Annotated in this window: 19 protein-coding genes; 17 read left to right on the forward strand and 2 right to left on the reverse strand. The window is 35.3% G+C overall.

Features of this window, described 5'->3' with window-relative positions:
• Positions 1-97 precede the first annotated feature (97 nt).
• The 10 genes from IGL23_RS05005 (at position 98) to IGL23_RS05050 (ending at position 11,722) form a co-directional block, all read left to right on the forward strand.
• Positions 98-1,648, forward strand: a complete 1,551-nt coding sequence (locus IGL23_RS05005; protein WP_002371550.1) for a Spo0B domain-containing protein — start codon at positions 98-100, stop codon at positions 1,646-1,648.
• Complete coding sequence (locus IGL23_RS05010; RefSeq protein WP_002365522.1) at positions 1,629-2,321, forward strand: response regulator; 693 nt, start codon at positions 1,629-1,631, stop codon at positions 2,319-2,321. Before IGL23_RS05005 ends, IGL23_RS05010 begins: the two co-directional genes overlap by 20 nt.
• Positions 2,322-2,506: 185 nt before the next feature.
• Positions 2,507-3,850 carry an NADH peroxidase gene (locus IGL23_RS05015; protein ID WP_002357926.1) on the forward strand — a complete coding sequence of 448 codons (1,344 nt, stop codon included), beginning with the start codon at positions 2,507-2,509 and terminating at the stop codon, positions 3,848-3,850.
• Positions 3,851-4,035: 185 nt separating this feature from the next.
• A complete protein-coding gene (locus IGL23_RS05020; RefSeq protein ID WP_002366498.1) occupies positions 4,036-4,701 on the forward strand; it encodes a WxL domain-containing protein in 666 nt (221 codons plus the stop codon).
• Positions 4,688-5,716, forward strand: a complete 1,029-nt coding sequence (locus IGL23_RS05025) for a DUF916 and DUF3324 domain-containing protein (protein ID WP_033595005.1) — start codon at positions 4,688-4,690, stop codon at positions 5,714-5,716. The genes IGL23_RS05020 and IGL23_RS05025 overlap by 14 nt, the downstream gene beginning before the upstream one ends.
• 16 nt (positions 5,717-5,732) lie before the next feature.
• The gene (locus IGL23_RS05030; protein ID WP_002366500.1) at positions 5,733-6,077 is read left to right on the forward strand and encodes an LPXTG cell wall anchor domain-containing protein; all 345 of its coding nucleotides are present in this window, start codon (positions 5,733-5,735) and stop codon (positions 6,075-6,077) included.
• On the forward strand, positions 6,070-8,181 hold the full coding sequence (locus IGL23_RS05035) for a MucBP domain-containing protein (protein ID WP_033595003.1): 2,112 nt from the start codon (positions 6,070-6,072) through the stop codon (positions 8,179-8,181). Before IGL23_RS05030 ends, IGL23_RS05035 begins: the two co-directional genes overlap by 8 nt.
• A 187-nt stretch (positions 8,182-8,368) precedes the next feature.
• Positions 8,369-9,832: a helix-turn-helix domain-containing protein gene (locus tag IGL23_RS05040; protein WP_033595001.1), complete on the forward strand. Its 1,464-nt coding sequence runs from the start codon at positions 8,369-8,371 to the stop codon at positions 9,830-9,832.
• A gap of 351 nt (positions 9,833-10,183) precedes the next feature.
• Positions 10,184-11,017, forward strand: coding sequence for an ABC transporter ATP-binding protein (locus IGL23_RS05045; protein ID WP_033594999.1), 834 nt, complete (start codon positions 10,184-10,186; stop codon positions 11,015-11,017).
• A gap of 3 nt (positions 11,018-11,020) precedes the next feature.
• Entirely contained in the window at positions 11,021-11,722 is a 702-nt protein-coding gene (locus tag IGL23_RS05050; protein ID WP_002377775.1) for a hypothetical protein, read from the forward strand.
• 72 nt (positions 11,723-11,794) lie between these two features.
• Here IGL23_RS05050 and IGL23_RS05055 read toward each other — a convergent pair whose 3' ends face one another.
• Entirely contained in the window at positions 11,795-12,703 is a 909-nt protein-coding gene (locus tag IGL23_RS05055; protein WP_033594997.1) for an LCP family protein, read from the reverse strand.
• A 277-nt stretch (positions 12,704-12,980) separates the two neighbouring features.
• Between IGL23_RS05055 and alsS the strand changes: the two genes are divergently transcribed.
• The 3 genes from alsS (at position 12,981) to IGL23_RS05070 (ending at position 16,589) form a co-directional block, all read left to right on the forward strand.
• On the forward strand, positions 12,981-14,633 hold the full coding sequence (alsS, locus tag IGL23_RS05060; RefSeq protein ID WP_002357923.1) for an acetolactate synthase AlsS: 1,653 nt from the start codon (positions 12,981-12,983) through the stop codon (positions 14,631-14,633).
• An 11-nt stretch (positions 14,634-14,644) separates the two neighbouring features.
• The gene (gene budA / locus IGL23_RS05065; protein WP_002369572.1) at positions 14,645-15,349 is read left to right on the forward strand and encodes an acetolactate decarboxylase; all 705 of its coding nucleotides are present in this window, start codon (positions 14,645-14,647) and stop codon (positions 15,347-15,349) included.
• Positions 15,350-15,506: 157 nt separating this feature from the next.
• Positions 15,507-16,589 (forward strand): PA2928 family protein, encoded by a 1,083-nt coding sequence (locus IGL23_RS05070; RefSeq protein WP_002369571.1) that lies wholly within the window; start codon positions 15,507-15,509, stop codon positions 16,587-16,589.
• Positions 16,590-16,703: 114 nt separating this feature from the next.
• Here the strand turns inward: IGL23_RS05070 and IGL23_RS05075 are convergent, their stop codons facing one another.
• Positions 16,704-17,465: a WxL domain-containing protein gene (locus IGL23_RS05075; RefSeq protein ID WP_033594995.1), complete on the reverse strand. Its 762-nt coding sequence runs from the start codon at positions 17,463-17,465 to the stop codon at positions 16,704-16,706.
• A gap of 206 nt (positions 17,466-17,671) precedes the next feature.
• Between IGL23_RS05075 and IGL23_RS05080 the strand changes: the two genes are divergently transcribed.
• The 4 genes from IGL23_RS05080 (at position 17,672) to IGL23_RS05095 (ending at position 20,971) form a co-directional block, all read left to right on the forward strand.
• Positions 17,672-18,076, forward strand: coding sequence for a hypothetical protein (locus IGL23_RS05080; protein ID WP_002369569.1), 405 nt, complete (start codon positions 17,672-17,674; stop codon positions 18,074-18,076).
• Between the two features lie 207 nt (positions 18,077-18,283).
• Positions 18,284-19,120, forward strand: a complete 837-nt coding sequence (locus IGL23_RS05085; protein ID WP_002382189.1) for an ABC transporter permease — start codon at positions 18,284-18,286, stop codon at positions 19,118-19,120.
• Positions 19,113-19,892 carry an ABC transporter permease gene (locus tag IGL23_RS05090; protein WP_002357916.1) on the forward strand — a complete coding sequence of 260 codons (780 nt, stop codon included), beginning with the start codon at positions 19,113-19,115 and terminating at the stop codon, positions 19,890-19,892. The genes IGL23_RS05085 and IGL23_RS05090 overlap by 8 nt, the downstream gene beginning before the upstream one ends.
• Before the next feature lie 38 nt (positions 19,893-19,930).
• Entirely contained in the window at positions 19,931-20,971 is a 1,041-nt protein-coding gene (locus IGL23_RS05095; protein WP_002384674.1) for an ABC transporter ATP-binding protein, read from the forward strand.
• Positions 20,972-20,993: the final 22 nt, after the last annotated feature.

Consider the following 20,993-nt stretch of genomic DNA (forward strand, 5'->3'; position numbering starts at 1 on the left):
TCTGTAGAGTAGATTATTTAATTAATTTAACTAAAGAAAAGTTTTTTAACCAAATCTTCCTATGCTATACTTTATTTGAAGAGAAAAGAGGGATGGAATGAAGCGTGGCGGGAAATTATGGTGCTTCTTATCAGTGATTTTTATTGCAACATTAATTATTATGATTACTTTCTTTTACGGAGTAACGACGGTCCAAACAATTAAAGAAGTTCGTAAAAACCAAGAGCAAGCACTTTTAGCCGTCGGGGAACAGTTGGCTATTGAACCGAATGTTATTGAAGCCTTAAAGAATGATCACTATTCAGATGAATTGGAAGCGTATACGGTTCGTTTAGGTGAAATCCATCAGTTGGATTTTATCGTGATTATGAATATGCAGGGGATTCGTTTAACACATCCTGATCGCCAAAAAATAGGTAAGCATTTTGAAGGTGGCGATGAAGTGCGAGCATTAAAAGGGGAGGAACATTTGTCTGTTAGTCAAGGGAGTTTAGGAGAATCATTACGAGGTTTTGTCCCAGTCTATGATCAAGGAAAACAAATTGGGGTTGTGGCAATGGGCATTAAAATGACCTCGCTTTCACAATTGATTGAACGAACAAAAAATGATTACACAGTGAGTGTCCTTTTAAGTGTTGGTTTTGGCTTTATATTAGCCATCGTGGTTTCTTATTATTTAAAAAAACAACTTCACGATTTAGAGCCAAGAGAAATTGCTCGTCTATTAGAAGAGCGAAACGCCATGCTTGAGGAAACGAAAGACGCAATTCTTGTGATTGATACCGATCAAAATATTTTATTAGCAAATATTGAAGCAACTAAAATGTATCATAATATAACAAATAGTGAAGAAAATTTACTAGGAAAGAAACTTTCAGCATTGGTTTTATCTCCTAAAAAATTAATCGTACATTCAAAAACAGAGCAATTCTATCGCCAAAATGGCCAGGATTATTTCGTCTCAATCGCCCCGATTAATGTCCATAAAAAAACAATTGGGCATGTTATCTTTCTGAAAAATGCGACGGAAACGTTTATTGTCGCAGAACAGCTTGTCAGCACAACAACATATGCTTCGGCATTACAAAGTCAATCACACGAATTTATGAATAAGATGCATGTCATTTATGGCTTAGTCGATTTAGAAGATTATGAGGCGCTAAAACATTATCTAGCCGATTTATTGAAACCAGAAAAGGAATTTGCACAGCGCTTAGCTATTTTGGTCAGAAATCCTATTCTAGCAGGTTTTTTAAGTGGGGAAAGAATCAAGTTTGCAGAAATTAAAACACAATTAGCTATTGAAATTTATCCAGAAATTCCACCAAATAAACGAGATGAAGATACGCAAAATTTGATTGCTATCTACCGTTATATTCATCGTTTCCTGATGGAGCAAATGTTGCCAGAAGAGATCATTGAAACCATTGATTATCAGCCAGGAAGTTTGACGACGACTTATTCGTTTGCTTATCCAAAAGAACAACTGGAACGCTTTGAGCAAGAGTTTTTCACTTCTTATTTGGCAAGATTATTAGAGAATGCGGAAGCGACATTGACTTGGGAAAACCAACAAAACAATTGGCTTGTCCTTCGCATAAATGTTCATTACGAAGGAGCAGAGGAAAATGAACCTATTGATTATTGAAGACGATCCTATGGTTGCATATATACATCAAAAATATCTTGAAAAATTAATTCACCAACCGACTATTTTTACGGCGGCAACAATTGCTGAAGGTCTACAACTAACGAAAGAAAAACAACCAGCACTTGTTTTATTAGATGTTCATTTAAAAGATGGCAATGGCTTGACCTATCTGGCAACAATTAGAGATGAAAAAATTGATACAGAAGTTATCCTGATTACGGCTGCCAATGAGTTGGAAAACGTTAAACGAAGCTTACATTTAGGCGTTTTAGACTATTTAGTTAAACCCTTTTCTTTTGAGCGATTTCAACAAAGTATCGAAAACTATCAGAAAAAAGCTGCTCAATTCACGCTGGAAACGAAGGAGCTTTCGCAAACAAAAGTGGACCAATTGTTTCATTCTTCACAGACAAACGCACGTAAAAATGAACAAGATCTTCAAAACCTGTCCTTAGAAAAAGGACTAACACAAGCAACATTACAATTATTGTTAAAAAAAATAGACGAATTTACCGACTATTTTACGATTCAAGAATTATCAGAAGCAAGTCAGCTTTCACATGTTTCTGTTCGCAAATATGTGTTGTTTCTAGAAAAGAATAACCTTTTAGAAAGTAAAAATAGCTATTTAAAAGTGGGGCGTCCCTATCAATCGTATCGGAGAATTTAGTATTTTTTATTTTTTAGTAAATAAAAAAAGTAATTGAAAAGTGGCGAAATACAGAGGATACTCCTTTTTATTCTCATTTAAAGAACTTAATTGAGAATGGAAAAGAGGATATTATTTGTTATTTTTTGAGAATATATGATATTCTTTATTATGTAAGAAATAATATTATATGGGAGGAACGAGCGATGAAAGTTATTGTTTTAGGATCATCACATGGAGGTTATGAAGCGGTAGAGGAATTACTAAATCTTCATCCTGATGCAGAAATTCAATGGTATGAGAAAGGTGATTTTATCTCATTCTTGTCTTGTGGCATGCAGTTGTACCTAGAAGGAAAAGTGAAAGATGTTAATTCTGTTCGCTATATGACTGGCGAAAAAATGGAGAGTCGTGGTGTGAATGTCTTTTCTAATACTGAAATTACAGCGATTCAACCAAAAGAACATCAAGTGACAGTGAAAGATTTAGTGTCAGGTGAAGAACGTGTTGAAAATTATGATAAATTAATCATCAGTCCCGGAGCTGTCCCATTTGAATTAGATATTCCAGGTAAAGATTTGGATAATATTTACTTGATGCGTGGTCGTCAATGGGCCATTAAATTAAAACAAAAAACAGTAGATCCAGAAGTCAATAATGTGGTTGTGATTGGTAGTGGTTATATTGGGATTGAAGCTGCCGAAGCATTTGCAAAAGCCGGCAAAAAGGTTACTGTTATTGACATTTTAGATCGTCCATTAGGGGTATATCTAGATAAAGAATTTACAGATGTTTTAACAGAAGAGATGGAAGCTAATAATATTACCATTGCAACTGGTGAAACAGTTGAACGTTACGAAGGCGACGGTCGTGTGCAAAAAGTCGTTACAGATAAAAATGCGTACGATGCTGATTTGGTCGTTGTAGCGGTTGGTGTCCGTCCAAACACTGCTTGGTTAAAAGGTACCTTGGAATTACATCCGAATGGCCTAATCAAGACGGATGAATACATGCGGACAAGTGAGCCGGATGTATTTGCAGTAGGGGATGCTACGTTAATTAAATACAATCCTGCAGACACAGAAGTAAATATTGCCTTAGCAACGAATGCTCGTAAACAAGGTCGCTTTGCTGTGAAAAACCTAGAGGAACCAGTTAAACCTTTCCCTGGTGTTCAAGGATCTTCTGGCTTGGCCGTCTTTGATTATAAATTTGCTTCAACAGGGATTAACGAAGTCATGGCTCAAAAATTAGGAAAAGAAACAAAAGCGGTGACAGTAGTAGAAGACTACTTGATGGACTTTAATCCAGACAAACAAAAAGCTTGGTTTAAATTAGTGTATGATCCTGAAACAACACAAATTTTAGGCGCTCAATTAATGTCAAAAGCAGATTTAACTGCAAACATTAATGCTATTTCATTAGCGATTCAAGCCAAAATGACGATTGAAGACTTAGCCTATGCGGATTTCTTCTTCCAACCAGCGTTTGACAAACCTTGGAATATTATTAATACAGCGGCTTTAGAAGCGGTGAAACAAGAACGTTAATAAAACAAGACAAGAACGATGCTGAAAAATAGTATCGTTCTTTTTGTATATTTTCAAAAAAATAACAACGCACTTTTACTTTTTTTCTAAAACAAAGAATTTTTTTACTCTTACTAAAATTTCAAAATGATGTAAAAATAAAAGCAGGTCGCAAGTGACCAAGAAATTTTAGGAGGAATTTTAGAATGAAAAAACAAATTTTAGCAAGTGTTGCATTAAGTGCATTAACATTAAGTATTGCAGGACAAGCAGTTTATGCAAATGAAGCAAACTTACAAGACACGCAAGCTGATGTAACTTTAAAAGCAGGTTCTGGGAAAGATGTCAAACCTGTCGTTGATCCAACAGGCGATACAGATGAAGATCCAGCTACGGGCGCAGAAGGCGCGTTATCAATCCCGTACGCTTCAAGTATTAGCTTTGGTGAACAAGAAATCCAACAAGGGGATGCCACTTACTTTGCACAAAATGAAAAACCATTTGTCCAAGTTAATGATACTCGTGGAGGTGCAGAAGGCTGGGCACTATCCGCATCCATATCAGAATTTAAAGGTGTAACAAATCAAAACGTCTTAAAAGGTGCACAATTAACCTTGGCAAATGGTCAAGTAACTACAGAAAGTAACCAATCAGAAGCACCAACAATTGCATCAAATAGTTTAACACTAAATGATTCACTACAACCAGTAATGTCAGCTGAAAAAGGCAAAGGTGCAGGCGCCTGGGCTGCCTTATTCCAAGGGGAAAAAGGTAAAAATGAAAATGTAAAACTTTTTGTACCACGTGCAGGTGTTGAAGCACAAGCCTACACAGCAACGATTACATGGGGTTTATCTGATGCGCCAGCGTAAGACTTTAAAAAGATGGGGAACTTTTATTCCCATCTTTTTTCTTAGTTTAGTTAGCTGGTTGGTTCTGTGGTCTGCACCGGCTTCTGCTGAGGAAAATCAGATTAATTTTGAAGCAGAAGCTATTTTACCAGAAAACCAGCAATCTTCCGTCAGTTATTACGATTTGAAAGTCTCCCCTGGAAGCACACAAGAGTTTAAATTACGCTTGAAAAATGTAAGTGATCAACCGATTAAAGTGCGTGTCGATGCAAATAATGGGCTGACCAATAAAAATGGCGCTTTAGACTATTCGCAACATGGAAAAAAATTATTAGGTAGTCCTACATTTGAAGAATTGATTTCGCCGTCACAAACAGTCGAATTACAAGGAAAAGAAACAAAAGAAGTTTCATTTCAATTAAATGTCCCTAAAAATGGTTTTGAAGGAACGATTTTAGGTGGATTTTATTGTTATGAATTAATAGATGGAAAAGAGAAGGAAATAAAAGGATTTAGTTTAACGAATAAATTTGCTTACACAATCGGAGCAAAACTTGTTGTTGAAAATAAAAAAATGGAACCAGCATTTCAGTTAACAAAGGTGAAACCAGGTTTAGAAAATGGTTATTTAACACTGTTCGCGACAATTGAAAATCCAGAACCAGTTTTAATGAGCCAATTGAAAATGAACGCCTTTGTTACTAAAAAAGGAAAAAGCGAGAAAATTCGTGAGTTATCAAAACAAATTTCTGTGGCACCACGTAGTCAATTTGAACTTCCAATTAGTTGGAATGATGAAGCCTTAAAAAAAGGTTTATATGAGTTGACGATTCAGTTGGAAGATCAAAACAGTAAAAAGTGGACATTGAAAAAAGCGTTTGAAATTAAAGGTGAAGATGAAAAATTGAATGAGGAGGCAGTCAAAGTCACCCGACCTGCTTCGAATATTCTTCTGTATCTTGTGATAGGAAGCTGTATCTTAATTATTTTGGCGTTATTTATTTATATTTTAAAACTACGCCAAAATAAATCATAAATAGGGAGGCTTTAAAATGAAAAAAAGAAGTGGGTATCTTGTGTTCATGCTAGCACTCTTTTTTTTAGCAAGTGCTAATAGTGTACATGCGCAGCAAGTAGATTCAGAAGTAGGCATAACATTTTATCAGAAAAATTATAAGGATCAGGTAGTGCCTTTTGAAAAAATAACCCCAGTTAATGAAGCCAAACAACCCAATCGAGAAACGATTAACTCTGATAAAGGATTAATCAATCAACTTTTACCCAATACGGGAGAAAAACAGCAATTGGAATTACTAACTATCGGTTTACTTCTTATAAGCATCATCCTGTTTGTAGTGGCTCGAAGACGAAAGAAAGGATGGAAAGCAGATGAATAAGATTGCTAAAACCTCATTCGTTTTTATAATCACGTTGATTGGGTTTGCTTTAGGACCGCAAATTGGTGAAGCAACTGAGTTAGTCAAGAAAATTTCAAATCACACAAAATTGTCTGATTATGGTTACTTTAAGGCCTTGCCAGGTGTCTATACGCCAGCTTCCCATACTTTTGTCATGCAATCTGGGGCAGAAACAGAAGTCATTCCACTTGAAGGCAATGTGAACAGTAGTCAATTAACAGTTGATGAAAATTCTCCTGTAGGTAGTGCCATGATTCGTAATGTGGGGTGGTATCAAGGCAAAAAAGTCAGCGTTAAAGTTTCAATGTTGAAAAATTTACCAAGTCGTGCGGGGGGAACAATCTTTTTTGAAAAAGAGCGTTTCTTAACACTATCTCTCCTTGGAGATGTAAAAGTGACGTATGAATTTTTTGACGAAGAAAACCAACCAATACAATTAAAAACCTCTTTTAATACGTATGATTTAAGTAAAAAATACTATTTTGGTATATATTTCCCTTTGGAATTACTATATGCGAGCAAACCGACGAATAACTTTTCTAGAACATGGAATGATGAAAGTGGTGGTTATTGGGTAACTTATCATAACGAAACGGAAACCGATGCCATCAATAGTCAAAAGCAACAGCTACAAATTTTAACTCGACCAAAAGAAAAATTAACCTTTATTTATCGAAATTGGAATAACAATCAGCCATTAGAAATTCCTTATCGTACAGACTTTGTGGCAAAACCTGAGCTTGGCGGGGCCTTAGCAAATTCTTTAACGTTAGAGAAGCCGCAACCTGTTAGTGAATTAAAGGCCCAACAAATCATGCCGAATGTTGCAGAGGATCGTAAATTAAGTAATTTAGAAGTACGTTTTAACTTAACAAATCTCTTGCAATCACAGCAATACGAGCCAGGTAATATCAATATTCAAAACTTTAATGGTGAAGATGTAACGGCTTTGTTCTCACAAGAGATGCAAGGAGAAGAATTAGTATTGACTGCCTTACAACCACAAGATAGCCGGTTAACTGCCACGACTTTACTTTATACAGTCGCCGTGAAATGGCGTGAAGATGCCCCAGCAGTAGATAATCGTTTCATTGATACAGAAGGAAATCTGACATTACCTTATACAATCCAAACAAAGGCCACCAATAGAGATAAAGTGTTTAATCAAGCGACCGAAGGCATGTTGAAAGTGAATTATAACAGCAAAGTGAATCTTCTTTTTGTCGACGAAAATAATCAACCATTGAAAGAGCCAATGAGTCAGCCAGGTATTTTAACACAAGCATTTGATGTATCATCTGAGTATCCTGAAATCCCTGGATATTATCCAGTTAAAAATCCAGTGGAACAAGATCAAGGAACGTTTAAACAAGAAGAACAAACAATCGTTCATCGGTATCGTAAAAATTTGGAATTTCAATTGAAAAATTCAGGAGAGGCAATACCGGTTTCTCGCTTTACTAAAGAAGCTGAGGTGGCGTATTCTTTAAAACACGAAGCAGGAAAAACGATTCGCGTAATGGCACGTTTCGGTGGAGAGGAACAATTAGTAAAAGAGTATCCAACAGCACCAGAGACTGTTGACGATCAAGTGAAAATGAAGATACCAGATAATTGGCTTGACCAAGAAGTTGAATTTTACGCAATGAATGAAACTGGACAAGTTTCAAATAATGAAAAAAAGATAGTCAGTCTGGAAAAGGGGCCGCAATTAAAATTACCTGACGTTCTTTCTTTTGGACAACTAGAAATCCCTGTAAAAGATAGCTATGTCAAGTTGCCACAAGAAGCAGAACTGGCTATCACTGATGAAAGCCAGTTAGATAAAAGTCAATGGAAAGTCAAAGTTAAAATGCAACAAATGATGAAAAATCAAAATAATCAAACATTGTCAAAAGGTTTAAGCTTTATTAAAGAGGGCAAACGGACACCGATTAATGACGTCGAACAAACTATTGCTAGTGGCAGTGGAAGTCAAATGTTGAATTTAGCAAATACACTTGAATTAACTTTAGTTCCAAGCGATGTCGCGGGTAGCTATCAAGGTCAATTAGTTTGGAACTTAGAAGATGCCCCTATTTAAAGCTAGATAAAATTTCCGTTAAACATGACTTAATAATTGAATCAATTGAAATTAAGCACAGGTGCTAAGGAACTTCTTTAGCACCTGTTTTTTTGGGGGCAAAAATTTACCTCTTGCAAAAAGAAAGTCGTATAATTAATATGACTAAGTTATTTATAAAAATTTAGAAATACAGGAGGTTGATAAAGTGCATACATTTTTAACGAAATCTTCTCAAAAGAAAATTCGTCTATTTAACTATCTCTTAGAAAAAAACAAGTGGCGAACCATTGCAGATTTAAAAGACTTACTGAATGTTTCTTCAAAATCTATTCTATTGTATGTAGAAGAATTATCAGACATTTTTAAACAATTTAATGGGAAAATTGTACTGAAAAATGAAAATAATCAACGATTTTATATGTATAAAGATGCTAATTTTCCTATCTATAATGTTTACTTGCATTATTATCGTCAATCTTATAATTTCAATTTGATTGATTATATGTACAAATACCCAGACAGAAATTTAGAAGACTATGCAGATGCGCAATTTACAAGTGTTTCGACTGTTTTTCGGTATGCCAAATTATTAGTAAAATATTTTAAAAGATATCAAATGACCTTTCATACGTTCTCTTTAGAACTAGAGAATCAAGAAAGCATGAGTCGTTCTTTTTATTATTATTTTTATTGGCAATCTTCACGTACAGGTGACTGGCCATTTACGATTTCTGAAAAGTTGATTGAACAATATATTGAACAATTTGAAGAGGTATACGATATTGAATTGTTACGTTTGCCGAAACGAATTTTTTCTTATTGGCTAGCAATTGTATTAGAACGTGCACCACAAAAAAGAGTGGAACTTTTAGATGAAATTAAACAGGTAGCTGATTCTGATAAAGCTTTTCCTTTAGTAAAAATGTGGCTGAAGAAGTGTAACTTATCGCTGCCTGAAGAAGAGATCTATTTTATATATCGAATTATCTACTCGTTTGGAGTGATTGATGATAATCCTCGCTATGAAGTTAGTCATGCATTAGCACATAAATTGCATCATACTACGTCTTACCAAGCTGTATTGCTATTAAATAACCTCACGCAAAAAGACTATCAATTTCAATTGGATTTGTCAGATTCTGAATTAATTTTTAACTTTGTGGCATTCCACGAGCGAAGTCAATTCTTTTTCGGTAATACTGATTTATTTTTCAATCAGTCTTATATTAATGAAATTAAAAGACAAAATACGGAAATAGCCCAACTGATGGAGAACTTTCATCGAGATTTGCAAGAGCAGGCAACAAAAGAGGTCAAAGAAATTTTAAAAAATTGGGAACAACTTTTCTTAAACTATTACTATGTTTTAGATTATTATGATTTGTTGTTAAAGAAATTGACGCCCATTAAGATTTTAATTGCAGACGATTTACATCATACTCATCGATTATGGTTGATGAATAAAATAAAAAATTATTTTGGTAAAGCTTATCCCTTGGCTTTTTATGATTATGAAGTAGATGCATCTGAAGTCGATTTAGTGATTTCTAACTATTATTTTGATACAAAAGGAACGACTTTATTACTGATGAAAAATATACCAACAGAACGCAACTGGCGGAATTTAGAGAAAATTCTTTATAAAATAACCCATTGCAATGATAAATAAAGCTACTTTTTTGCGAGCTTTACATTTTAAATTAATAACATATCGACTACTATTAATTTTGTTTACTTACAAAAGCAACATTGGCTAACAGACAATTTTAGTCAGTTTAGAAACAGCGCTGAAGGATAATTGCCGGCGCTGTTTCTTTTATTTTTTTTCCAAATAGCGGATTTTTTTACACTAAAAAATGATTATTTTTCTTGCTATGCTAGTAATTGAAAGTATAGAAAGGAGCGGGTAGTAATGGTTGCATTTGGTATGGTAGTAATTAGTGTTAAATTAATAGGGATTGGCTTGTTTTGCTATTACGAACTAAAGGCTGAAAAAAATTGTAGTTAAGGAGTGTTGCTAATGCAATTAGAAAATATTTCAAAAACCATTGATAAAAAAGAAATTCTAACAAATATTTCAATTACTGTAGAACCAGGTGAAATTGTAGGTTTAATTGGTCCAAATGGTGCAGGTAAAACGACTACAATGAAAATCATGAGTAGGTTAATTGTTAATTTTCAAGGTAAAGTCGTTGGACAAGAACGGATTGGTGTTTTAATTGATGGACCTAAATATTTTCCAAATAGAACAGCAAGAGAAAATCTTAATTATTTTCGTGCTCTTTCAAAAGAGAGTTATTCAGTTGATTACGTAGAATCACTATTTGATATGAAAAATTATGGGAAAAAGAAAGTCAAAGATTTTTCTTTAGGTATGAAGCAGCGCTTAGGAATGGCGTTAGCTTTAATTAACAAAAATGAGCTGCTTATTTTAGATGAACCAATGAACGGTTTAGATCCAGATGGCGTACAAGCGACCATTCAGACACTAAAGCACTTAGCAAAAGAGTTACATATAGGGATTGTCATTTCCAGTCATATTTTAGGGGATCTAGATAAGTTGTGCAATCGAGCGTATTTTATTAAAAATGGAGCAATTATTCAAACAGTCACTTTAGGAAAAGAAGTATCAGTCTATCAATTTACCTTTGATGAAGAAAACGAAGACAAAGTGAGTGAAATTAGTGCTCTTTTTGATGGCGTAGAACAAAGACATCCTCTTTGGTTAATTTCGGAAGCAGATTATCCGTTGTTCTTGAAAGAGTTGGTTTTAAACGACATCATTCCATTAGAAATGAAAAAACATGCACTAAATTTAGAAGATGTTTATTTTTCATTAGTTGAAGGGGAGTAAGAGATGAAAGTGAAAGCTGTGTTAAAACAAGATATTCAGCGCAGAATTTTTTGGTTTTCTGGAAGCTATCTCATTATGTTTGCCATTTTAGGGTTAGTTCCACCATTTTTAAATTATTTTTTTGGCGATATGTTTGATGTAAATGATTATATCAGTGCGATGAATTTTATTAACAGCTTGCTATTACCGATTTTAGTAGTGTCCTTTGTTGTTGACGATCAAGGTTCACGAATTAGTGATTATTATTTTAAAACGAGGCAAGGTCGCCATCTTTATTTGTTCTCGCTGTTGATTTGTGGACTATGTTTGGGCTTGTTAGCAGGATTTTTATTAATCGGTGTTTGTGCTCTTTTAAGCATGGTTCTTTCAGTAGCTGTTTCATGGAAAGTGTTGACTGTCCTATTAGCTTCTTATATATTGTTGCCGTTATTCTACTTAGTTTTAGGTATAACAATGTATTTATTCTTTCATATACAGGGAGTGACTTTAACGATCTTTAATTTAGTTTTTGTGATGATTGTTCCTATTTTAATAAATATTGGAGCATCAACTATCGGATGGGTCGTTCTTTTGCAGTCTCCTTTTTACATTTTAACATTTTTAGGGATGGGTTCAGGAACGATGGATGAATTATTTTATTGTTTAGTAAGCATACTAGTGTTATACGGAATAAATCATTGGAAAATACTACGAATTGATTTTTGAGTAAGGATAGTTCGATTTAAGATTTTAAAAGCATGTATCAGACGTATTTTATTGTCTGGTACATGCTTTTACTTAGTTATTCAATTGATTTTTCAACTCTTGTTGGACACGAGTTAATTCTTGTTCATCCACACGTTGATAGGAAACACCATCTTGCATAAAACCAGTACCTTGAAGTTGGTCTTGTTTCACTTTACCAAAGGCACTGCGATAATCTAAGGCAATTTTTTTCATGTCATCAAAACTTAAATCTGTCTTCATATTATCAGAAACAGCTGTTAAAATTTCTTGATAGTTGCTCACGCTATTAAGACTTAAGACTTTTTGGACGATGCCTTCAATCACTTTTCTTTGACGTTCTTGGCGGCCGTAGTCACCATTAGGATCTTCGTAACGCATTCTTGAATAGGAGAGTGCTTGTTCACCATCCAATGAAATTTTACCAATCGTAAAATCATATCCGTCTTGAGAAAAAGTCAGATTATTGTTCACTTCGATTCCGCCAACCGCGTTGACTAATTCTTTTAAACCAGCCATATTGATTGAAACATAATGATTAATAGATATGTTTAAATAGTTTTCAACTGTGTCCATTGCTAAAGATGCGCCACCAAAAGCATAGGCGTGATTCAATTTATCTTGTTTTCCTTGACCTGGAATATCAACATAGGTATCGCGAGCAAGACTGACTAAGGTTGTTTGCTTGTCACGAGGATTAACTGTTGCAACAATTGTTGTATCCGAACGACCTTGCTCGACACGCCCATCATCGCCTGTATCAATCCCTAATAATAAAACAGAAAAAGGCTCCTTATTGTTTAAATTGACCTGACTTTTTTTAGATCGTTCTACTGTTTCATAGGTTTTATCCATTGATTTAGAAACATCCCAATAAAGTTTTGCTCCCATTCCAACAACTGCAAGAAATAGAACCAAGATAATTCCAAAGATAATGGCAAAAATTTTCTTCCCTTTTGACATATTTTTCCTCCAATAATTTATCACAGGTTGTGATTTTTTTCTTATAGGTTAATCTTACTAATTTTTAGTGAAGAAGTATATAATAATTGTTGAAAGACTATAAAACTTTAAGGTATTTTGCATTATTTTTGCTTAATCTTTTGAAATATCTCAATTCTATTAAAATATGCGAATTAGTATATTACACGTTTTTAAGGTGTTTCATTGTTGATTAATTAGAATTTTAGTGGTATTTTTGTATTTGTAATTAGTACAGATTTTAATCGGAGGTATAACAGTGAGTAAAAAAGGATCAGATATCATAGTAGAAAGTTTAATCAATCACGAAGTGCCCTATATTTTTGGGATTCCCGGTGCAAAAATTGATGGAGTTTTTGATGCATTAGTTGACAAAGGTCCAGAATTAATTTTAGCTCGACATGAACAAAATGCAGCCTTTATGGCACAAGGGATTGGTCGTTTGACGGGAGAGCCTGGCTTAGTTATTGCAACTAGTGGACCTGGTGCCAGCAATTTAGCAACTGGGTTAGTAACTGCGACTGCAGAAGGGGACCCTGTTTTAGCATTGGCTGGACAGGTGAAACGGTCCGATTTGTCAAAATTAACTCACCAAAGCATGAATAATGCTGCATTATTTAGTCCAATAACAAAATTCAGTACAGAAATTCAAGATCCAGAAACATTATCTGAAAATATTGCCAATGCTTACCGTATCGCCAAAACAGCGAAAAAAGGCGCAACATTCTTATCGATCCCACAAGATGTCACAGATAGTCCGGTGACAGGCGAAGCAATTAAGCCTTTGTCGGCTCCGAAACTGGGCCATGCATCAGCAGAAACAATCGCAGCTTTAGCTGAACGAATCAAGCAAGCGAAATTACCTGTTTTACTTTTAGGAATGCGGGCCTCTGCACGAAAAGTTACCGCAGCCATTCGTGAATTGGTTGCTATAACTGGTTTGCCAGTCGTGGAAACGTTCCAAGGAGCAGGAATTATTTCAAAAGAATTAGAAGAACATTTCTTTGGGCGTGTTGGTTTATTTCGAAACCAACCTGGGGATCGTTTGTTAAAAAGAAGTGATTTAGTGATTGCGATTGGTTATGACCCAATTGAATATGAAGCACGTAATTGGAATGCAGAAAAAGATGCGCGCGTTATTGTTATTGATGAAGTTCAAATGGAAATTGATCAATATATGCAACCGGAAGAAGAGCTAATTGGTGATATGTCTAAAAATATTTTGAAATTATCAGAAGCATTTAGTGAACCAATATTAACAGAAGATGCGCAAGATTATTTAGAAACGCTTCAAGAAAAATTAACGATTAAAGAAGTAAAAACAAGTACAATTGAAAATCGATTACATCCATTAGAAATTGTTCAAACGCTTCAAGAAAAAACCACGAATGAAATGACAGTTACTGTTGACGTAGGGAGTCACTACATTTGGATGGCTCGCCACTTTAGAAGTTATGAACCGCGTCATTTATTATTTAGTAACGGTATGCAAACATTAGGTGTCGCTTTGCCTTGGGCAATCTCGGCTGCGCTGGTTCGTCCGAATACACAAATTATCTCTGTTTCTGGGGACGGCGGTTTCCTATTTTCGGCGCAAGAATTAGAAACAGCGGTTCGTTTAAAGCAAAATATCGTGCATATTATTTGGAATGATGGTAGTTATGATATGGTTAAATTCCAAGAAGAAATGAAATATAATCGATCCTCTGGCGTAGATTTTGGTCCAGTTGATTTTGTGAAATATGCTGAAGCTTTTGGAGCCAAAGGGGTTCGAGTGCATTCACAAGCAGAATTTGCCGCAGCTTTAGAAGAAGGAATGCAAACAGAAGGCCCAGTGATTATTGATGTTCCTGTGGATTATTCAGATAATCAAGAATTAGGTAAAACATTGTTACCAGATCAACTTTATTAGGAGATGGAAAAATGAGCGAACAATATGTTTATCAACATGGTACGCTAGGCGGTTTAATGGAAAGTTTGATGGCAGGAACGGCAGAAATTGGTACGTTACTCACGCAAGGTGATTTTGGAATTGGGACATTAGAAGGATCAAATGGCGAAATTATTTTATTGGACGGTACATTGTATCATGCAAATCAAACTGGCGAAATTGCTATTCTAGAAGGCGAAGAATTAACGCCATATGCCGCAGTTACTCGTTTTCAAGAAGATGGCGCATTCCCTGTATCAACAGAAACCGATGAAAATATTAAAGCACAAATTTTAGAAAAAATTAGTCCTAATTTTTTTGCGGCAATTAAAATTAGCGGTCTTTTTGCGAAGATGCATGTCCGTGTGGCACCTAAACAAGAAAAACCGTATCCACCATTTGTAGAAGCCGCACGCAATCAACCTGAATTTACAGCGGAGAATATTCAGGGAACAGTTGTAGGGTTCTTTACACCTAAATTATTTCATGGTGCCTCTGCCGCAGGGTTTCATTTGCACTTTATCAGTGAGGATCACCAATTTGGTGGGCACATTCTTGATTTTGGCATTAAACAAGGGACTGTTTCGTGGATGGAAGCAGCAGAATTGCGGCAGCATTTTCCAGTTCATGATGCTGATTATCGGAATAAAGAAATTGATATTGCAAAAGCTTTGTCTGCAATTGAAGAAGCGGAATAACTGAATAACAAGGCACATTTCTCCACGCCCATTCAAGTTGACCTAGTTAGTCAACTTGAATGGGCTTATTGCTGTTCGTCGCTTTTTGTTGTTATTTTTCAAAAAAAAATAGTATCCTTTTTATAATAAGCAAATAACAATTGGAAAGGATGGCGTAATGGACACACTTTATAGAAGTTGGCAATTATCTGGTTGGCTCTATCATGATATTTTTGTCATCATTGTAGCAATTATTTTTATAGTAATTAGTGGTATTTTGGTTATTTCCTTAATAAGAAGGCGGAGTACAAGGAGACTGGTTCCCTATGCGTTAATTTTGTTGGTTTATCTTGCAGTGGTACATTTTGCTGGTTTAATCTTTTTCGGAATGTTTCGTTCAGTAACGATTGAAGAGAAAAGTGCGACGTTTTATTCTGAAAAAACGAAAGGATTAACTTCTATCGAGCGAATGATTATCCCAAATGGACGAACGAATGGCATTAGCACTAGTAACTCATTGTTTCAAGTGATTTCTGTTAATAGTCAGACGGGCGAACGAATGTGGAGTAAACGTTTAGGCTGGCGTGATTATTTAATTGGTCAAACAGATCAATATGTGGTTTTGAATAATGCTGATAACGAGGCCATTTACTTACTAGATACAAAAACAGGGAAAAAACAGTTTTCTGAAGCGGATTTAGTGAAGAAATTCCCTGAATTAAAAGACTGTTTAAGCTCTGATTTCGTTGATTATCGTTTTATGGATAATCGCTATCTCTATATTTATGGATTAAACAATCGATATTATCAATTAGATTTGAAAAATTGGCAGTTAAAACAAGACCCAACTTTCAAAGAAGTCTTTCAAACACAAGAAGCGCCTAAATGGACGGTAGATTCAAATGAGAGTCAAATTGGTCAAGAGCTGTCATCGGAAGAGCGTACAACAGTGCAAGGAAAACTAGAAGAGCAACTAATAGCACCAGTTTTATTAGGCAAGAAAGATGAAGCAAATTATTATGTTCTGTCATACAAGAAAAGACAAAGTAATCAAGCGATAGTTGGCTTATACAATTGGCAGAAAAAAACATACGAGTGGCAAACACCGTTGCTTTTAACTAAAGAAAATGTACCTATTGAAGCTTTTCAAGTAGAGGATGCGTTATTCATTAAAGTCCCGCGTTATTTATACAAAATTAACCTGAATAATGGTAATCAAGAGTATCAGTTTGATTACCGTTGGGGCCAAGTGATTCGTTAAACGAAAAGTGGTAAAGCATGCTTAGACAAATAGAAGGAGCAAATAGTCCTTATGATATAAAAAAACGCTTAGAAGAGTAGTGATTCCGCTAGTTTTCTAAGCGTTTTTTTTATTTTATGCAGGTCCAGAGATTAAATTCCAGATAATCGAACCTGTACATGCGCCAGGAAATAATTGTGAAACAGGGGTTTGGATTGCAAGAGAAATATCGGTCATGCGGCCGCTCCACATTCCTTGTCCTTTTCTATCACCAGCGTTACTCATTAAAGTGGCACCGTTACCGATAATAATTGGGTTGGTCGGGAAGTCGGGTGCAGCAGGATCTTCTGAAAAATCCAGTCCATACATTGTATTTGTCATAAAGAAACGCCTTAACGTTTTGTCATAGCGAGCATAGCCGCCTGTTAATTGAAACGTAATGATGCCTAGTAAAGAATGAGCTTCGTTTCGCATGTGTGGGATTTCAGCAGTGACATGCCAACCAGTTAAGGCTCCGCGAACATCCCCCATCCCGAAGTGTCTCATTGTATGAGTATTGCCTTCAGAAGGTCGTATAGGAACTGCCGTTAAATCACCAGAAATCGCTTGGGTTTCAAAAGTAAATTCTTTCGGAATAAAGAGCAAGTCAAAACTAGTGTTAGGATTTTCTAAATCAGGATAAATGGCATCGTCAACCGATTCATCACCAGGCAGCCCTCCAATTTCTAGTTCAACTGAAACGGGCGTTTTTCCAGAACGGGTGGCAAAAGAAACCGATGGGTCAAAACTAAAGAGACTGAATACTAGCAACAAGGCTGCAAGTGATTGATAAGTGAGTAGATTTTTTTGCTTCAAGAAAGTTCCTCCTTTAGGTGCTGATAATATAAGTATACGCAAAAGGAGCTGTTTTTATTTATCAGTAATTTACAGGAAATTCGAAAATATTGAGACAGATGGTTTTTAATATTAGTTGAGAAAGGTGAGTCGACAATTTTTACTTGTTGATTCTGTCTTTTTTGAGCACCATTCGTTATATCAAGCATGCTAAAATATAAAAGAAATCATCAGGTATCACTAATGAAAAGGGAGAGGAGGAGAAAACTTTGAGTAAGTGTTTGGGGTTGTTGGTGATTTTATTTGTATTAACTGGCTGTTCAGGAAGTAGGAATTCGCAACAGGAAGTCGTTATAGAAAAGTCTGCTAATAATGACAAAGCAAGACAATTTGTTGATCAAAAAAATCCGCATTTAGGAACGCAATTAGAAGCAGAATCTTATACTAAACAGGAAGCGATTGAATTTTTACAAAATGGTTTAGGGATACCAACGAATGACTCGGCGTTTCATTATACGTTTAAGCAGTCAAATAAAGGAAGTTATGTTGTTCAAATTATATCTGAAAAGAATAGTGTCTCAAAAGAGAATGAATTGTTCGGATATTATCAGGTGTATCAAGATGGTATTATAGTGAAAATGATGGAAAAGGATCAAACGTTCCAAGAAAATTAAATGATAAATAAAAAAGTTGACAAAAAACACAAACAGTTTTGTTTGTGTTTTTTTGTTTAATGTTCGTGTTTTATTTTTTAATAACCTTTTCCGAAAAAATATACGAACGTTCGGGTTTAAAAACGAACAAAAAGATGAAAATGTGTTGAAATATACGTTTTCCTTGCGTATACTGATGAAGTGAAAAAACGAACGAGGAGTGTACGAATGAACAAGAAAGTTCCTTATTTAATTGTGGCACCGGGGCTAGTACTATTATTATTTTTCTTAATGATTCCATTAATTACTAGCATTTTGCCAACCATTTTTACTGATCATGGCTTGACACTAAATCAGTATGTTACTTTTTTTAAAGATGACTATAATGTTTCAATTTTCTGGCGAACGATAAGAGTTTCGTTAATTGTGACGGGTATTTCAATTGTGTTGGGCATTCCAACGGCATACTTTATTGCTGGAGTTTCCAAAAAATGGCGTGGCTTTTTAATGGCTATGACCTTGTTTCCACTATTAACCAATTCAGTTATTCGAAGTTTTGCTTGGATTAACATTTTAGGAAAAAACGGTGTAGTGAATACGTTGTTATTAAAAACAGGCTTAATTGAGCAACCGCTGAATTTATTGTATACAGAATTTGCAATTATTATCGGTTCAGTGTATTTATTTTTACCAACAATGATTATGACCTTAGTTGGGGTTATGGAAAACATTGAAGGAGAAATGCTAGAAGCGGCTGAGACGCTAGGTGCCAATCCAATGACGGCTTTTCGGAAAATTGTTTTACCTTTATCAATTCCAGGCACCATTGTAGGAAGTATATTAGTGTTTACAGGAACTTTAACGGCTTATACGACGCCACAGCTGTTAGGTGGTAACCAAAAAATGATGATGTCGACCTTCTTATATCAAAAGGCTAATACTTTAGGTGATTGGCAATCGGCGAGTGTTCTTGCATTTATTATGATTTTAACGACATTAATTGTGATGAAAGGCCTAGACATGGTCGCTAAGAAAGTAGATCGGAGAGAAGCAAATCATGCGTAAGCAAAAAGGACTATCTGTTATTGCAATTCTAGTTTTTCTGTTTTTATTTTTACCATTATGTTTGATTGTGGTGACTTCTTTTGGAACAGCCGCAGCGATTCAATTTCCGATTAAAGGATTTACTTTAGATTGGTACGCCAAAGCCTTACAATCGGAAACGTTTATGGACAGTTTTAAGTTAAGCTTGTTGATTGGGGTATTAGCGACTGTTTTAGCATTAATAGTAGGGATTCCGGCTTCCTATGCGCTGGCACGTTATTCCGTTCGTGGGCGCAACTTTATTAAAAGCTTTTTCTTATCCCCAACTGTGATTCCAGGAATTGTGGTCGGGTATACGTTATTTCAATATATTGTTATTAAATTAGGTTTGCCTGTCTTTCAAGGATTATTAATGGGGCATTTTTTAATTAGTTTGCCTTATATTATTCGAGTGGTTGGGTCAAGTATGGAACAACTAGATTATTCAATGGAAGAAGTAGCTTGGACATTAGGTTGTACAAGATTGCGAGCATTCATTCAAATTGTTTTACCCAATGTGTCTTCAGGAATTTTTGCAGCCTTTATGTTAGCATTTGTCAATTCGTTTAACAATGTTCCTGTATCGATGTTTTTATCAGGTCCCGGTGTGACGATGCTGCCTACTTCTTTATTAAGTTATATGGAATACAATTATGATCCAACTGTTTCAGCAATTTCTGTATTGTTGATGCTACTAACAATGGGCTTAATGTTTTTAATTGAAAAAACGTTGGGACTAGCTTCCATTGCCTAAAACATGGAAGAAGCACGAGATAGAAAGAGGAGAAAATTTTGACTTTTGTGGATTTAAAAGATATTCGCGTCAGCTATGACGGAAAACAAGATATTTTAAAAGATTTAAATATTTCAATGGAAAAAGGAGAATTAGTTTCTTTATTAGGACCGAGTGGTTGTGGTAAAACGACTACGCTAAGAGTGATTGCTGGATTAATTAAGCCAAACGACGGACAGTTTTTCGTTGACCAAGAAGAACTAACAAAGGTTCCTGTCCATAAAAGAAACTTCGGGATGGTTTTTCAAAGCTATGCGTTATTTCCCCATTTAACGATTGCAGAAAATGTCGCTTTTGGGTTGAAATTACGCAAAGAAAGCAAACAAACCATGGACCAAAAAGTCACGGAAATGCTAAAAGTATGTGGTTTAGAAAGCTTGGGCGACCGTTATCCAAAACAATTATCTGGTGGTCAAAGACAGCGGGTTGCGCTAGCACGTGCTCTGATTATCGAACCTAAACTATTACTACTAGATGAACCGTTGAGTAATTTAGATGCAAAATTGCGAGTAGCAATGCGGATTGAAATCAAACGGATTCAACAACAATTAGGCATTACGACAGTTTTTGTCACACATGACCAAGAAGAATGTTTTTCTATTTCAGATAAAGTGGCCATTATGAATAATGGCGTGATTGAACAATATGATTCACCAGAAACGATTTATCGTTTGCCTCGTACTAAGTTTGTCGCTGAATTTATCGGTTTTGAAAACTTTTTCTCTGTCGAAAAAATGGAAGCTGGTCATTATCGGACACAAACAAATCAAATAGTGAAAACGACTAATCCTGAACCAAATGTTACAACGACGGTGGCAACGATTCGTCCAGAGGACATTGAGATTGTTTCAGAAGCTGCTACTAATACTGTCGCAGGTACTGTCGCTGTCCGAACATTTTTAGGGAAAAGCTATCAATATGAAGTGGAAACAGCGTTAGGTACATTGCTGGTTAATGGAACAAGTGAACAGTTATATGAAACAAACGAAACCATTCACTTGGCTTTTCCAGCTGAGAAATTAGTTATTTTAGAAAAATAAAAACCATTTTGGAGGAAGATTT

This window comes from Enterococcus sp. MSG3299 (assembly GCF_050555765.1).
GTDB lineage: Bacteria > Bacillota > Bacilli > Lactobacillales > Enterococcaceae > Enterococcus > Enterococcus faecalis.

Excerpts from the sequence above, each read along its gene's own strand:
- IGL23_RS05055 (WP_033594997.1), bottom strand. The coding sequence starts at position 12,703 with ATGTCAAAAGGGAAGAAAATTTTTGCCATTATCTTTGGAATTATCTTG.
- IGL23_RS05035 (WP_033595003.1), top strand. The coding sequence starts at position 6,070 with ATGAATAAGATTGCTAAAACCTCATTCGTTTTTATAATCACGTTGATT.
- IGL23_RS05020 (WP_002366498.1), top strand. The coding sequence starts at position 4,036 with ATGAAAAAACAAATTTTAGCAAGTGTTGCATTAAGTGCATTAACATTA.
- budA (WP_002369572.1), top strand. The coding sequence starts at position 14,645 with ATGAGCGAACAATATGTTTATCAACATGGTACGCTAGGCGGTTTAATG.
- IGL23_RS05030 (WP_002366500.1), top strand. The coding sequence starts at position 5,733 with ATGAAAAAAAGAAGTGGGTATCTTGTGTTCATGCTAGCACTCTTTTTT.
- IGL23_RS05005 (WP_002371550.1), top strand. The coding sequence starts at position 98 with ATGAAGCGTGGCGGGAAATTATGGTGCTTCTTATCAGTGATTTTTATT.
- IGL23_RS05025 (WP_033595005.1), top strand. The coding sequence starts at position 4,688 with ATGCGCCAGCGTAAGACTTTAAAAAGATGGGGAACTTTTATTCCCATC.
- IGL23_RS05090 (WP_002357916.1), top strand. The coding sequence starts at position 19,113 with ATGCGTAAGCAAAAAGGACTATCTGTTATTGCAATTCTAGTTTTTCTG.
- IGL23_RS05010 (WP_002365522.1), top strand. The coding sequence starts at position 1,629 with ATGAACCTATTGATTATTGAAGACGATCCTATGGTTGCATATATACAT.
- IGL23_RS05070 (WP_002369571.1), top strand. The coding sequence starts at position 15,507 with ATGGACACACTTTATAGAAGTTGGCAATTATCTGGTTGGCTCTATCAT.
- IGL23_RS05045 (WP_033594999.1), top strand. The coding sequence starts at position 10,184 with ATGCAATTAGAAAATATTTCAAAAACCATTGATAAAAAAGAAATTCTA.
- IGL23_RS05015 (WP_002357926.1), top strand. The coding sequence starts at position 2,507 with ATGAAAGTTATTGTTTTAGGATCATCACATGGAGGTTATGAAGCGGTA.
- IGL23_RS05085 (WP_002382189.1), top strand. The coding sequence starts at position 18,284 with ATGAACAAGAAAGTTCCTTATTTAATTGTGGCACCGGGGCTAGTACTA.
- IGL23_RS05050 (WP_002377775.1), top strand. The coding sequence starts at position 11,021 with ATGAAAGTGAAAGCTGTGTTAAAACAAGATATTCAGCGCAGAATTTTT.